Raw genomic sequence first — 13,921 nt, 5'->3', positions numbered from 1 at the left:
GGAAGCACGATCTAAACCTAGGCCCTGCGCCGCCGTGAGCGGGCTTGCCCTCTCCGTCATCGCTTCGCGATGCCACCTCTCCCAAAGTGAGAGGCCTTGGCAGTCCGCAAAGTTTCCGGTTTTATACTTTACGCCCTGCTGCCGCAAGGGGAGCCGTCAGGCGCTGCGCTCAGACTTCACGCCTTTGCCAAGGGCTCCCCCTTTGGGAAAGACTCCCTCCGGCCGGAGGGAGATGTCGCATATGCGACAGAGGGAGGACAGCTGGCGCGGAGCGCCTGAGAGGGCGAGCCCGGCAGAGGGGACCCTGCGCCTTTGTTTAGCACTGCGCAAGAGAAGGCAAAAGCGAGGATGCTTGCTTACGGTCGAAAGAGGCCGCCCCGACTCACCTATTCCATTTCTCCTGCAAATATGGTATACTTGCCCCGAAATCGAAACTTTGCAGGAGCGCATTTATGAAAGCAACCATCGTCATCCCCAACATCAACGGCAAGGGCTGGCTGAAGGACTCCATCGAGTCCGTCTATGCCCAGACCGAGCAGGACTTCCAGCTCATCGTGGTGGACAACGGCTCCACCGACGAAAGTCTGGAACAGGCCCGCAGCTATTGCAGCCGCCCCAACTTCACGCTGATCGAAAACGGGCGGAACACCGGGTTTTCCCACGCGGTCAATCAGGGCATTGCACGGGCAGAGAGCGAATTCGTGGTGCTGTTCAACAACGACGCCTTCGCCGAGCCGGAATGGCTGGCCGAGCTGATCCGGGCCGCCGAGAGCGACCCCAAGATCTTTGCGGTGCAAAGCCTGATGATCCGTCACTTTGACCGGGAGCTGGCCGACGATGCGGGCGATTATGTGACATGGATGGGCTTTGCCTGCAAGACCGGCGACGGCCGCCGGGCCAGCCGCTATACCAAGCAGAAGCGGATCTTCTCGGCGTGCGGCGGCGCGGCGCTCTACCGCAAGCGCATTCTGGACGAGATCGGCGGCTTCGACGAGAACTTCTTCGCCTACTTCGAGGATGTGGACCTGAGCTGGCGGGCCAACAATGCGGGCTACAAAAACATCCTCTGCCCCACCGCCAAGTGCTACCACATCTGCGGAGCCAGCACCGGTGCGGTCAAGTATAACGCCTTCAAGAGCCAGCAGAGCGGCCGCAACAGCATCCTGCTCCCGCTCAAGAACGAGCCGCTGCTGATGCTGATCGTCAACTTTCTCCCGCTGGCGCTGGGCTATCTGCTCAAGTGTTACAAGTTCCACAAGCAGGGCTTCGGCAGCGCATGGGACAAGGGGATGCACGAAGCCTTCGACCTGCTCCGCTCCGGCAACCTCGGCAAGCGCCCCTTCCGGCTGAAGGACCTGCCCCACTACCTGCTCATGGAGGTGTGGATGATCTGGAACATGATCCCCTATTTGTGGTATCGGCTGGTCGTGGTGCGGTTCGATCTGAAATGATCTCCCATAAAGCAGAACCACCCCGGTTCCGGGCGCTGCAAGCGCCTTGGAGCCGGGGTGGTGTTTTGTTTCTGCGGTTTGCCTTACGCGGCGGTGCTCGCCGCAGCGGCCTCGCCGGAAGCAGCGGTGCTTTCCGCAGCGGTGCTGTCGGCAGCGGGAGTGCTCTCCGCCGGGGTGCTGGCCGCGGACTCAGCGGGGGCGGCCGCCTCGGAAGAGACGGTGGAGTCACCGGCGGCGGCGAGGATGGCGTCCTGCACCTCGCTCTCGGCCATGGGGGCCGGCTCGGAGGCGGCTGCGGCGGTGGATTCGGGCTTGGTCTCGCTGTCCGTCAGGCCGGTGAGATACCAGCTGCCGTTCTGGCGGCGGAACAGATAATCCATATACTTGGTGGGCGTGTCGGACAAGGTGTTCAGGATGCTGTCGTCGGTGCTCTGGGTGGGGATGTAGCCCACGGTGACATGGAGCAGACCGTCCTTCTTGAACAGCTTGGTCACGGTGGCGCTGTAGCTGCCCACACTGCCGGTGACGGGGATCTTGTAGCACTGGGTCGTCTCGTCGAACTCGACGGTCATATCCTCCATCTCGAAGGTCTTATGGTTCATCTTGAAGCTGGGGCCCACCAGCTTGGCAAGGTAGGCGTCCACATCCACCGAGGGGAGCAGGAGCTGCTCGGTGTCGGGGTCGGTGTTGTAGTTGTCGAAACTGCCCTGCGTCTCCTGAATGCTGTACACGCAGCCCCAGACCGCCGCTTCGCGGAGGGTCAGGTCGTCGATGTTCTCAATGCCGTCGAAGGGCACGGGGTCGAAGAGGACAAGGCCTTCCAGCTCATCCTCGTATTCCTGCCGCTGCTGGGTATCGTCAAACAGCTTTGCCACGGTGCGCACACCCGCGCGCACCACGGTGACCGCGCCCACCAGCACCAGCACTGCCACCAACAGGCCAAGGGCCTGACGGGCACGGCGGCGGTGAAGCCGGGCGTGTTCTTCCGGGGTCATATAGGTTTTCATCTTGATTTTCGTCTCCTAAATTGGACTGTAGTCGGTCATACCGGGTCTTAGTATACCACGTTTTGCCCCGAAGTGCAAAATCCGGGGAGTGGATTTTTTGTGAAAGCGCGTTTTATTCCCACGTTTTCCAGACATCCGGCTGATAGCCCACGGTGGCTTTGCGGCCGTTGCGGACGATGGGCGTCTTGAAGAGCTGTTGGTTCTCGAAGAGCTTATCCTCCTTCTGCCAGTCCACGAGGGCGTCCAGCAGGGCGAGGGTCTGCTTGTCCTTGGCCGCCGGGTCCACCATCTGTTCCCAGCCGCCCAGCGCGCGGGCGACGTTCTCGAACTCGCCGCGGCTCATCTCCTTTTCCTTCAGGTCGATCATCTGGAACCGGATGCCCCGCTCCTTGAAGTAGCGCTGGGCCTTTTTGGTATCGAAGCACTTGCTCGTGCCGAAGATCTGGATGTTCATGCGTTTGTCCTCCCAAAAGTCTCTTTTCATTGTATCATACTCCGGCCCGGTTGCATAGGGATATTTCACGGCCCCGCCGGGCAGACTAGCGGCAGACTGAAGTTTGGAGGTATGTTTTATGAAAGCATTCGTTGACCCTGACCTGTGCATCGGCTGCACCCAGTGTGCCGGTATCTGCCCGGAGGTGTTCTCCATGGAGGGCACGCTGGCCGTGGCCCAGCCCGGCGAACTCCCCGGCGAACTGGTCCCCGCCGCCATCGACGCGGCGCAGAATTGCCCCGTCTCGGCGATCACGGTCTCGGAATAAGGAAAACTCCCTGAAAATTTTCAAATATCCCTCCGATCCCTGCGATTTTGTGCTATACTGTAAGGTGTGAAATTATGGATCGGAGGAAAATCGCCCATGCGTTTACTGGTCATTGACGGCAACAGCATTGCCAACCGCGCCTTTTTCGGCATCAAGCTGCTGACCACCAAGGACGGCCGCTATACCAACGCCATTTTCGGCTTTCTGAATATTCTGAACTCCCTGCTCAAGGAGTGCTCCCCGGACGAGGTCGCCGTGGCATTCGACCTCAAAGCCCCCACCTTCCGCCACAAGATGTACGACGGCTACAAGGCCACCCGCCACGGGATGCCTGACGAGCTGGCCCAGCAGATGCCGGTGCTGAAGGAGCTCCTGACCGACCTCGGCTACCGGCAGGTCACCGCCGAAGGCTGGGAGGCCGACGACATCCTCGGCACACTGGCCGCTGCCTGTGACGCCCGGAAGGACGACTGCTTCCTTGCCACGGGAGACCGCGACAGCCTGCAGCTGGTAAGCGAGACCACCACCGTGCTGCTGGCTACCACGGCGCTGGGCCGCAGCAAGACCGTGGCCATGGATGTGGCCGCCATCGAGGAAAAGTACGGCATCCAGCCGAGGCAGCTCATCGAGGTGAAGAGCCTGATGGGCGATGCGTCCGACAACATCCCCGGCGTGCGGGGCATCGGCGAAAAGACCGCCCTCGCCCTTGTGCAGAGGTTCGGCACGCTGGAAAACGTCTACGCCAACCTCGACGATAAGATCATCAAGCCCAAGCAGCGGGAACACCTGCTGGAGTGCCGGGCCGATGCGGAACTGAGCCATGTGCTCGGCACCATCCGCACCGATGCGCCCATCGACACCGCCGAGGGGGCTTACAAGGTCGGCGAAGGAAACAAGGCCGCCGCCGTGCGGCTGATGCAGGAGCTGGAGCTCCACAGCCTCATCCCCCGGTTCGGGCTGGACGGCGTAGCCCCGGAGGCCGGGCCCGAAGAGGTCCCCACGCTGGAGGGCACCGTCTCCCAGCTGCCCGAAACCCCCGCCGGACATTATCTGGTGGCCACCCGCCCCGCCGTCATGGGCCGCGCGGGCGTGAAAAATGTCGTTTTGCAGCCGGAAGCGTGGTACGCCGTGCAGGGCAGCACCGTCTACCCCCTGAACAGCGGCGCGCTGGTGCAGCTGCTGGACGCCCCCGGCGTGACGCTGGACGTCTTCGACTCCGCTCCCCTCTACGCGCTGGCCATGGCCCACGGCGGCTGGGGCAGCAGCATCGTCTGGGACGGCAAGCTGGCTGCCTACCTGCTGGACGCCTCGGCCTCCAAGTATCAGGTCACCGAGCTGCTGACCAGCTACCGCGCCAAGGCCGCCTTCACCTGTGAGGCGTGGCCCGACGCAGGCGGCCTTGCCGACCTGTTCGCCAAGATGAAGGCCGAGATCACCGCGCTGGGCGAGGACAAGCTCTACAACGAGATCGAATTCCCGCTGGCACAGGTGCTGGCCGACATGACCCGCACCGGCATCCTTGTGGACCGGCAGGGCATCGAGGAGTTCGGGCTGCGGATGCGCACCGAGCTTTCGCAGGTGCTGGCCCGCATCCAGATGGAGACCGGCAGCACCAGCTTCAACCCCAACAGCCCCAAGCAACTGGGCGAAATGCTCTTCGACACCATGGGCCTCCCCCACGGCAAAAAGACCCAGCGCGGCTGGTCCACCGACGCAGAAACGCTGGAAGCCCTGCGGGACTACCCGCTGGTGGAGGACATTTTGCAGTACCGCGCCTACCAAAAGCTGAATTCCACCTATGTGGAAGGGCTTTTGAAGGTCATGGGCGAGGATGACCGGGTCCACACCCGGTTCAACCAGACCGAGGCCCGGACGGGCCGCCTTTCCTCCGACAACCCCAACCTGCAGAACATCCCCATCCGCACCGAGCTGGGCAGCCAGCTCCGGGCCTATTTCATCGCGAAGCCCGGCTGGGTGCTGGTGGACGCCGACTACAGCCAGATCGAGCTGCGCATCCTCGCCCATGTCACCGGCGACGAACACATGCAGCACGCCTTCCTCTCCGGCGAGGACATCCACCGCTCCACGGCGGCCCGGATCTACAATCTGCCGCCGGATCAGGTCTCGCCCCGCATCCGCTCCTCGGCCAAGGCCATCAACTTCGGCATCATGTACGGCAAGGGTGCCTACAGCCTTTCCAAGGACATCGGCGTGTCGGTGAAAGAGGCCGACGCCTTCCTCAAGAGCTATCTGGCCGCTTTTCCCAAGGTGAGCGGCTATATGGACAAGACCATCGCCGACGCGCGGGCCTGCGGCTACGTCTCCACCCTGTTCGGACGCCGCCGCGCCCTGCCGGAGCTGACCAGCACCAACCACAACATCCGGGCCAGCGGCGAGCGGATGGCCCGCAACACCCCCATCCAAGGCACCGCAGCGGACGTCATCAAGCTGGCCATGGTGCGGGTCTGGCGGCGGCTGCGGGACGAAAAAATGGAGAGCCGTCTCATCCTGACCGTCCACGATGAGCTGATCGTGGAGGCACCGGAAGCGGAGGCCGAAAAGGCCGCCGCCATCCTGCGGGAAGAGATGGAAGGCTGTGTGCAGTACGCCGTGCCCCTGAGCACCGACGTCCACATCGGCAAAAACTGGCTGGAGGCCCACTGAATCATGATCGTATTAGGAATCGAATCCACCTGCGACGAGACCGCCGCAGCCCTTGTGGAGGACGGACGGAAGCTGCTGAGCAACGTCATCTCCACCAGCGTGAAGGAACAGGCGCTGTACGGCGGCGTCGTGCCGGAGATCGCCAGCCGCCGCCACTGCGAGTTCATCAGCGCCACCGTGAAAAAGGCCCTGCTGGACGCGGGCAAGACCATCGACGACGTGGATGCCGTGGCCGTGACCTTTGCGCCCGGCCTCATCGGGGCCGTTCTGGTGGGGGTGAACTTCGCCAAGGGGCTGGCCTATTCGGCAGACAAGCCGCTGGTCCCCGTGCACCATCTGCGGGGCCACATCGCCGCCCTCTACCTGACCCACCCGGAGCTGAAGCCGCCCTTCCTCTGCCTTGTGGCCTCCGGCGGCCACAGTCACATCGTGGAAGTGCAGGACTACACCCACTACCACATCCTCGGCCACACTGTCGATGATGCGGCGGGCGAGGCCTTTGACAAGGTGGCCCGGACGCTGGGTCTCCCCTACCCCGGCGGGCCCAGCGTGGCCAACGCCGCCAAGACCGGCAACCCCAAGGCCTACCGCCTGCCGGTGCCCCACGTAGAGGGCAAGTACAACGTCAGCTTCTCCGGCCTGAAGACCGCCGTGCTGAACGAAGTGAATCAGGCCCAGATGAAGGGCACGGAAGTCAACGTGCCCGACCTCGCGGCCAGCTTCCAAGAGCGGATCGCGGGCATCCTTGCCGAAAAGCTGCTCCTCGCCGCCGCCGACACCGGGGCGAAGCAGGTCTGCCTTGCGGGGGGCGTAGCCGCCAACGGCCGTCTGCGCCAACTGGTCAACGATGGGGCCCAGAAGCTTGGGGCCAAGGTCTACTTACCGGAGCTGAAGTTCTGCGGCGACAACGGTGCCATGATCGCAGCCCAAGGCTACTACCAGTACATCGCCGGCCACACCGCCGGGCTGGAGCTGAACGGTCTGCCCACCCTGCCCATCGACTACGAATAAGAAAGAGAGCAAGAGGTCTGCGCCACGCGCAGACCTCTTGCTTTTTCCTGTTCCACGTTAGTATTTGAAATAGAACCGGACCTCGCCGATCTTCTTTTTCCGCAGCAGGAAGGCCGCCGGGATGAGGTAGACCAGCACCGACGAGAGCATCGTGATGTCGTAGCCGCTGACGCTTTCGGCCACCGTCTCGGTGCCGTAGAGCCCGCCCATCAGCATGGACAGAATGTCCATCCCGCCGTGGAGGAAGACCGTGACCCAGAGGTTGCCGGTGCGGAAATAGATGGCCCCATACAGCACGCCCAGCGACGTGGCGAAGACGCACTGCATCAGCACCCCCAGCGGGGCGCTGGTGAACAGATTGGTCAGGTGGGCGCAGCCGAACAGCACGCCGGACAGCAGACACGCCTTCCAGATGCCGCCCCGGCTGGTGCCGAAGTGCTCCAGCAGCGTTTCCGCGACGACGCCCCGAAACAGAAACTCCTCCGCGACGCCCACCAGCATCATGTTGGCGAAAAAGCACAGGATGCGCCACAGGGGCAGCAGGGTGCCGTCCGCCGGGAGGCCGAACAAGAGCTTGGCGTACAGGTTATAGGCCAGCAGCGCCGCCGGGTACATGCCCACCAGCAGCCCATTGAAAAAGCCGCAGCCCCGCCGCGTCAGCAATTGCGCCTTGCCCGTGCGCCGCAGCAGCGCCACCGCCACGCCGATGCCCACCAGCTCCTGAATGCAGCCCAGCAGGTAATCATCCGCATAGGCAAAGTTGAAGCGGAACAGGAGCAGGGCGATCACCACAAGATACGATGAAACGAACAGGCTCCCCAGAAACACTGCCTCCGCCCCGATACAATAGAGGAGCGGATGGTTCTTGCGCAGACGTTTGAGCATGGCGATTTCCTCCGTTGCTGAAATGTTGCTTTTATTGTACCATATTGAGAGGAATTGTTCAAATAAAACGATGCAGCGCCAGCTCGGAGCCCACGAAAAAAACTTCGAAAAAAGTGTTGACAAGAGGGGTGTTTGATAGTATAATATCCCTTGTCAGCGGCGCTTACCGCTCCTGACAAAACCGAATATTGGGGATTTGCATAGTGGTAGTGCGGTAGACTCTGACTCTACTTGTGGGAGTTCGATTCTCTCATCCCCAACCAGACCGCAGCCGAAAAGCTGCGGTATTTTCGGGGCATAGCGCAGTTGGTAGCGCGCTTCGTTCGGGACGAAGAGGCCGTGGGTTCAAATCCCGCTGCTCCGACCAAAATTGCACGTTGATCCATTGAGGATTGACGTGCTTTTTTCTTTTTCCGCCGCCATCCTGCCGCGTTTTCGCCCGTTCCGCAAAATCCTCCGTATCTTCAGGCAAGAAGCACAAGGTCGGATGCACGGTACAGCACCCTCGCAATAAGAAAACCTTCTGCCAAAACAAAAGCTCAGCGCACGTTCATGCGTTGAGCTTTTTGGTGGGCGCGGGTGGATTACGCGAGCCGCGCATCTAAAAAAGCCCCGCAGGGGCTTTTTTCCCCGCCGGACTGTTCGGCGGGTCGATGCTGTTCGAATCCACCCTCGTGGGTGTGACTTAAGATGCCGGGCAAAACAAAAAACCAGCGTATTTTCTACGCTGGTTTTTTTGGTGGAGCGAAGCAACCTAAATCCGAACCATTGCCCTCTGGGGCATCTTTGGCGGCAATTTCATCGAAAGTGATGGTTTTTGTGCCGTCTTTATAGTTGAATGTAATCAAAACTTTTTCATCATAGAGATAAATCGCGTTCACGAACGTGTTGATAAGCGTCTCCCTGTGGCTTTTCACGTTCGGGTCGAGCTTGCGGAACCGGGTCAGCCAGAAACGAACCTGATTTTCGCTTAACCGAGGCCGAGCGATTTTTTCTTCGGCGATTCGAACCTCAAGTTCTTTCTGCTGGGCTTCCAGCTTTTCCAAACGCGATTTGGTGGAGTTGGTCAGCACACCTGCTTGAATGGCGTTCAGCATATTTTCAATGCCGTTCTCTACCTCGCGCATCTGCTTTTCCAGCAAAGGGAGCGTGGTGTTTTCCTGATCCTGCAGCTCCATCACTTCCGCAACGATGGCATCAATCACGGCATCGTTCTGAATCAGCTTCATGGTTTCAGCCACGACCAAATCTTCCAGCCATTCCTTACGAACGGTCTTTTTCTTACAGGTCTTGAAACGCTTAGCAGTAGAGCACTTATAATAATGATGAACGACCTTGTTCCGGCCTGTGCCGCACTCGCCGAACATCATGGCACCGCACATTCCGCAGAACAGCTTGGTGGTGAGCAGATAATCATCCTCGGCCTTGTGACGGGCAGGAGCGCGGCTGTTCTTCTTGATTTTTTGCTGCACTTCTTCAAACAAGTCCTTGTCCACGATGGCCGGGATGCTGTCGGGCATCACAATGTCCTTGAAGTGGTTTTCTCCGATGTACCGTTTGTTCGTCAGCAGCGTCTGAACACTGTTGTAGGTAAACTTCTGGTTGCGGTTGGTGGTCACGCCGCTGTCGTTCAGCCAGTTCATCAATTCTTTCATGGTCGCGCCATCGTTGTACCGCTGAAAGGCTTCTACCACAAAGGGAGCTTTCAGCGGGTCGACTTGAAAGAACTTCTCCTCATCCACCTTAAAACCAATGGGAATCGTGCCGCCGTTGTACTTCCCCTTCAGAACATTCTCGGTCATGCCGCGCACGACTTTTTCAGAAAGTTCTGCCGAGTAATATTCAGCCATGCCGGTGAGCATACTCTTGACCATGATACCTGCAGGGCTGTCAGAGATAGGCTCCGTGGCAGATACCAGCTTGACATGATTTCGTTCCAACTGATACTCATAGTGGGCCGAATCATAGCGGTTTCGGGCAAAACGGTCAAGCTTCCAGACCAGCACAATGTCAAACAACCGTTTCTCGCTGTCCTTGATCATCTGCTGGAAGTCCGGGCGGTTGTCGGTTTTGGCGGAAAGGGCGCGGTCAATGTAGTGCTTGACCACGGTAATGCCGTTCTTTTCGGCGTAGGCCGTACACTCGCGAATCTGACCTTCGATGGATTCTTCGCGCTGGTTATCGCTGGAATAGCGAGCATAAATCACGGCGGTCATGCAAACACCCCTTTCACTTCATTCTCCGCAGGCGGCGCACAAGGTCGGATGCACTGTACAGCACACGGGCTACCGACACCGCATCCTCGCTCACGATGTAGAACACCGAGTAGTTGTCCACCAGCATCTGCCGCAGCCCTTGGGTGCGCTCCGGCTCGCTTTCCACTAGCGCACAGCGTTCCGGCAGGATGTTCAGCGACTGGATTGCTTCTGCAATGCGGTCATACTGTCGCATTGCGGTGTCAGATTCCAACAGACGGTCGGCAATGTAGCTGTAGATCTGCTCCATATCGCTGAGTGCCATCCGGGAAATTTTCACATCATACTGTTTCATCTGTGCTGTTCCCTGAACTGGGCGAATGCGCTTGCGGCATCCACGGTGTCACCGTTCTGTATTTCTTTGATGCCCACCTGCAAGTCTGCATGGAGCTGGTCATCGGTCATAGTGTCAGCGTTCAGCGCAGCCGGAGCCTTCGGCAGGGACAGCGAGAACGGAATGCCGCCAGTCAGGGTAATCTGGCGCAGGTACATATCAATGGCTGTTGCCATTGGGATGCCGAGCTGCTTCAGCACATCCTCGGCTTGCTGTTTAACGCTGGGGCTGACTCGGACGTTCAGCATCATCGTTTTTTCCATGGTTATCACCTCGAAATTATTGTAATGCTTTTTGCTTTACAAGTCAACCGAGTGCGCAACCTCAATCAAAGTTCTCTCAGTTGCACAATATTTCTCGTGATATATTGGTTAAAGTACCAAACATTTTCAAGCTGCTATTTTATTTGCAACAAATAAAACGCATTTTCCGTATATTCATTAGATTATATATTTGTCGCTTTACCAATATTTATAAAAACACAAAGGGGATAATTATGGAGATTGTATGGTTAAATACGGAAGTTGACGCTATCCATTACGTCTACGATTATGCGGTTCCTAAACAAATACCACTTGATACTTTTGAAAAATTCGTTCGGAGCAGCAAAGAAGGAACCTTGCCTGAATTTTATGTAATATCTGAAAACGGGAAATATATCGGATATATTTTATTACTAGCCGACAAAAAAGAAGATATTCCGAAGCCTTTTACATTTCTTGCATGTCATAATGGCGATACTCTATCAAAAGAAAATCACAAAAAAATCTTGGAATTTATCAATAAACAGTGTCATGCAAACGGATGGAATAAACTCGCTTGGTTGGCTGAACAAGAAAGTCATCAATTGTAAAAAAGTCTTCAGTTCTTAAAGGTAGCCTGAGGAATCATGCTCATTCTAAAACCCCACCTGAAACAGACTCTTTTAATTGAAATGCCTGTTGCAGATGGGGTTCACTTTATACTATATACTGCTTTATAAAGGATTGCACATATAAGTTATATAGTGTTTCGTGACAATCGGATTATTTAGTAACACTGAAAGTCAGCTTTGCGCCATCGACAACACTATACATATCGCCGTTGGCAGCGGTTGCAATTCCTGTAAATTCAACCTCCCATTTTCCCTTAGACAGCCCGTATTTTACATCTTCCGTACCGCTTGTACTACGTGTAGAGATAGCATAATCAAATGTACCGAAGGGTGTTCCAAGTTTATTGAAATGTAGATTAGCTTCAAAGGAAGTGATTACTGTGCCGGGGATGGTAATCGTCCATTGGATATATCCTTCAGACAGATAATCGAGTGTGCATGAACCAGAATCGCCCCAGAAAGTTTGGCGAGAAATTGGAACAAGTTCGAACGTTGCAGAGCTTACAGCCGTTCCCGTATTAACTGACTTTTTTGCAGAAAGTACTGTACCGATAGGTTCAGCCGCAATAGCAGTAGGCACTAAAGCAGTGTTGATTACGACCAGCGCAGCACTCGTTCCAGCCATTTTGAGGAATTCGTTACGAGTCATCTTTTTTATGGTGATTTTCTCCTTATGTTTTATTAACTGTTGCAATTACTTTGGCTATGTTTCATGTTCTTTTCTCTTTAATTCTGCATCGGAATCACCTCTACGCAAACTTTTATGCATTTACCTTCCACATGAACTTTTGCTTAGTCATTCTTATTGCTGCCGATCAGCTCCATCCTGCAAGCACTCCAAAAGATGTCCATAAAGCCTATTGCCTGCATATTTAAGAGAAAGCGGATATGCTCTTTTACCATTGATTTGAATGTAGCCATTTTCAGAAACCGTTATGCGAATATCTGGCATTCCGTCCATTGTTTCACCAAAAGCTATCGTGAGTTCATTGAGTGCACCGCTATCACCAGAACCACCAGCATAATCAGTGACAAAATATGTCTGCTCAAAAGTTTTGGCAATATCTATATATGTCAGGTCATCCTTTTCAAATAGCCAAGACTGGTCAATTTGAGCACCATTAGTGTCTACTGTAAGATGGTATGCTGATACTATCCTGCATTGTTTCAATGGACGTTCTATTATCACAAAGTGAGTGACTTTTATACAAATCAGTATGACCACCAAAATCAAGGTCACAGTCATTGTGATTACTTTTTCTTTTTTTCTCATCATAAATAGACAATACACCTCCAATCTTTTGCTCCTAATAGGAGCTTTTGCTTAGTCAACGTAGCACGCCTTATGTTTGTGACAGCTTTTTTGAAAAAATCTCTGCTTTTCGTTATGTTTGTACGCTTATACAAAGAATCTCCATGTTATTTGTTGATTCTAACAAATAGCATGGAGTTTCATATTAAAATACGTTTTCAGCAATTTTCATAATCTCATCTCGTGAAATGTTTCCCATAATCGTGTTTGAAACGCCTCCTTGCTCCCAGCTTAAAATATAAACGGTGTCTCCGTTTTCGCTTGCACTCGTTCCCAAAGTTGCATCTGCGTCTCCAACTTTTACATTCTCATAAGTTGTATGCTCATTATCAAACGAGGACTGCTGCCCCGGCTGTATAATGGAGCAGCGAACAGTATATCCCTTGCCGCTTTCTTTTGACGAGTAAACGTGCAAAAAGTTTTCTGCTCTTTCAAATTCCTGCTCACGATCTCGTTCAAATCCATCCGGCACATAATAATCGCTGTATCCATTCGGAAGCTGTTCCAATGGTTCTCCATCCACTTGATACGTCAGCTGCATCTCAATGGGCAGGAACTTCTGAATCATCGTATAGACTGCCTTGCGGAAGTCTGCACTTACTGCAAGCGCGCCGAGAGTTAAAATTACCAGCGTCATGGCTGCAACAAGCACTCGTTTCAGCACCGGACGGCGTTTATGCAATGCTGCTTTCAGGCGAGCATCCCATCGGGAAGTGTCCGGGTAGCGTTCCTTAAGCTGTGCCGGAGTTGGCAGCTCGTCCAGTTCTTTTTGTGCATCTGCACGGAGTGCCATCATCAACGCTGCATCAAAAGAAACTTCTGTCCGCTCACTCATGGCTGTTCAACTCCTTCCACAATAATTTTCTTCCACGGAAAAGCCGCATCCGAACCACTTCATCTGTCAGTCCAAGCGATTCGGCAATCTCCCGGTTGGTGTAGCCCATCGCCAAAAGGCGCAGAGGATCACGGTACATCGGTTTCATCTGTCCGATCAGTTCTGTCAGGTGTTGGATGTTATCGGTGCTGACTACGGCATCATCCGGCACCGGGGCATCATCTGGTGCGTCCGGGACTTCTTCCAGCGGTTCTTCTCGCTGCTTGCGAAGCATATCGTATGCACGGCTTCTACTACAACTAACGAGATAAGCGGCGAGTTCGTGACAGTTTTCTCGATGAATTTTAGAAAAATTTTTGGTGACGTATAAAAACACCTCTTGCAGCACATCCTCTGCCAGATACGAATCGCCCATGATTTTGTAAGCAGTATGGTAGACCAGCCGCTTGTAGGTATTATATACATCTATAAATTGTTCTTCGCTGCTCCGGTCATCCAGAACTGCCAGATACATTGCCAGCATTTTCGCCCA

At 55.5% G+C, this 13,921-nt stretch carries 15 protein-coding genes and 2 tRNA genes; 7 read left to right on the top strand and 10 right to left on the bottom strand.

Translation table 11 applies throughout. From position 1 onward, the window contains the following. Positions 1 to 452: 452 nt before the first annotated feature. Positions 453 to 1,451: a glycosyltransferase family 2 protein gene (locus C4N23_RS12680; protein ID WP_112146440.1), complete on the top strand. Its 999-nt coding sequence runs from the start codon at positions 453 to 455 to the stop codon at positions 1,449 to 1,451. An 83-nt stretch (positions 1,452 to 1,534) separates the two neighbouring features. Here the strand turns inward: C4N23_RS12680 and C4N23_RS14350 are convergent, their stop codons facing one another. After that, positions 1,535 to 2,458 carry an Ice-structuring protein gene (locus C4N23_RS14350; protein WP_112146438.1) on the bottom strand — a complete coding sequence of 308 codons (924 nt, stop codon included), beginning with the start codon at positions 2,456 to 2,458 and terminating at the stop codon, positions 1,535 to 1,537. A gap of 112 nt (positions 2,459 to 2,570) precedes the next feature. Further along, on the bottom strand, positions 2,571 to 2,912 hold the full coding sequence (locus C4N23_RS12670; RefSeq protein WP_112146436.1) for an arsenate reductase family protein: 342 nt from the start codon (positions 2,910 to 2,912) through the stop codon (positions 2,571 to 2,573). Between the two features lie 118 nt (positions 2,913 to 3,030). Between C4N23_RS12670 and C4N23_RS12665 the strand changes: the two genes are divergently transcribed. The 3 genes from C4N23_RS12665 to tsaD all read left to right on the top strand — a co-directional run bounded on the left by C4N23_RS12665 (position 3,031) and on the right by tsaD (position 6,894). Then, complete coding sequence (locus C4N23_RS12665) at positions 3,031 to 3,219, top strand: ferredoxin (RefSeq protein WP_097839240.1); 189 nt, start codon at positions 3,031 to 3,033, stop codon at positions 3,217 to 3,219. A gap of 96 nt (positions 3,220 to 3,315) precedes the next feature. After that, on the top strand, positions 3,316 to 5,883 hold the full coding sequence (polA, locus tag C4N23_RS12660; protein WP_112146434.1) for a DNA polymerase I: 2,568 nt from the start codon (positions 3,316 to 3,318) through the stop codon (positions 5,881 to 5,883). Between the two features lie 3 nt (positions 5,884 to 5,886). Further along, a complete protein-coding gene (tsaD, locus tag C4N23_RS12655) occupies positions 5,887 to 6,894 on the top strand; it encodes a tRNA (adenosine(37)-N6)-threonylcarbamoyltransferase complex transferase subunit TsaD (protein WP_097839238.1) in 1,008 nt (335 codons plus the stop codon). 57 nt (positions 6,895 to 6,951) lie between these two features. Here the strand turns inward: tsaD and C4N23_RS12650 are convergent, their stop codons facing one another. Next, positions 6,952 to 7,779: a CPBP family intramembrane glutamic endopeptidase gene (locus C4N23_RS12650; RefSeq protein ID WP_112146432.1), complete on the bottom strand. Its 828-nt coding sequence runs from the start codon at positions 7,777 to 7,779 to the stop codon at positions 6,952 to 6,954. A 189-nt stretch (positions 7,780 to 7,968) separates the two neighbouring features. Here C4N23_RS12650 and C4N23_RS12645 point away from each other — a divergent pair. Then, positions 7,969 to 8,042: transfer RNA gene (locus C4N23_RS12645), tRNA-Gln, on the top strand. 28 nt (positions 8,043 to 8,070) lie between these two features. Continuing rightward, positions 8,071 to 8,146: transfer RNA gene (locus C4N23_RS12640), tRNA-Pro, on the top strand. Between the two features lie 355 nt (positions 8,147 to 8,501). Here the strand turns inward: C4N23_RS12640 and C4N23_RS12635 are convergent. The 3 genes from C4N23_RS12635 to C4N23_RS12625 are packed head-to-tail and all read right to left on the bottom strand — an operon-like array spanning position 8,502 to position 10,631. Continuing rightward, the gene (locus C4N23_RS12635) at positions 8,502 to 9,995 is read right to left on the bottom strand and encodes a recombinase family protein (protein WP_112146430.1); all 1,494 of its coding nucleotides are present in this window, start codon (positions 9,993 to 9,995) and stop codon (positions 8,502 to 8,504) included. Positions 9,996 to 10,008: 13 nt separating this feature from the next. Then, positions 10,009 to 10,329, bottom strand: coding sequence for a type II toxin-antitoxin system RelE/ParE family toxin (locus tag C4N23_RS12630; RefSeq protein WP_055187107.1), 321 nt, complete (start codon positions 10,327 to 10,329; stop codon positions 10,009 to 10,011). Next, entirely contained in the window at positions 10,326 to 10,631 is a 306-nt protein-coding gene (locus tag C4N23_RS12625; RefSeq protein WP_097779588.1) for a type II toxin-antitoxin system RelB/DinJ family antitoxin, read from the bottom strand. Before C4N23_RS12625 ends, C4N23_RS12630 begins: the two co-directional genes overlap by 4 nt. A gap of 233 nt (positions 10,632 to 10,864) precedes the next feature. Between C4N23_RS12625 and C4N23_RS12620 the strand changes: the two genes are divergently transcribed. Next, positions 10,865 to 11,221 (top strand): hypothetical protein, encoded by a 357-nt coding sequence (locus C4N23_RS12620; protein ID WP_097779587.1) that lies wholly within the window; start codon positions 10,865 to 10,867, stop codon positions 11,219 to 11,221. Between the two features lie 172 nt (positions 11,222 to 11,393). Here C4N23_RS12620 and C4N23_RS13840 read toward each other — a convergent pair whose 3' ends face one another. From C4N23_RS13840 to C4N23_RS12605, 4 genes are all read right to left on the bottom strand, one after another. Beyond that, positions 11,394 to 11,891, bottom strand: a complete 498-nt coding sequence (locus tag C4N23_RS13840; RefSeq protein ID WP_146746489.1) for a hypothetical protein — start codon at positions 11,889 to 11,891, stop codon at positions 11,394 to 11,396. A 153-nt stretch (positions 11,892 to 12,044) separates the two neighbouring features. Then, positions 12,045 to 12,518, bottom strand: coding sequence for a hypothetical protein (locus tag C4N23_RS12615; RefSeq protein ID WP_112146428.1), 474 nt, complete (start codon positions 12,516 to 12,518; stop codon positions 12,045 to 12,047). Positions 12,519 to 12,699: 181 nt separating this feature from the next. Then, the gene (locus C4N23_RS12610) at positions 12,700 to 13,389 is read right to left on the bottom strand and encodes a DUF4367 domain-containing protein (protein WP_112146426.1); all 690 of its coding nucleotides are present in this window, start codon (positions 13,387 to 13,389) and stop codon (positions 12,700 to 12,702) included. Next, on the bottom strand, positions 13,382 to 13,912 hold the full coding sequence (locus tag C4N23_RS12605) for an RNA polymerase sigma factor (RefSeq protein WP_112146446.1): 531 nt from the start codon (positions 13,910 to 13,912) through the stop codon (positions 13,382 to 13,384). The genes C4N23_RS12610 and C4N23_RS12605 overlap by 8 nt, the downstream gene beginning before the upstream one ends. Positions 13,913 to 13,921 lie beyond the last annotated feature (9 nt).

This window comes from Faecalibacterium hattorii (assembly GCF_003287455.1).
GTDB lineage: Bacteria > Bacillota > Clostridia > Oscillospirales > Ruminococcaceae > Faecalibacterium > Faecalibacterium hattorii.
Note: the sequence above shows the minus strand (reverse complement) of the source record. Positions and strands in the feature narration are given on the sequence as shown.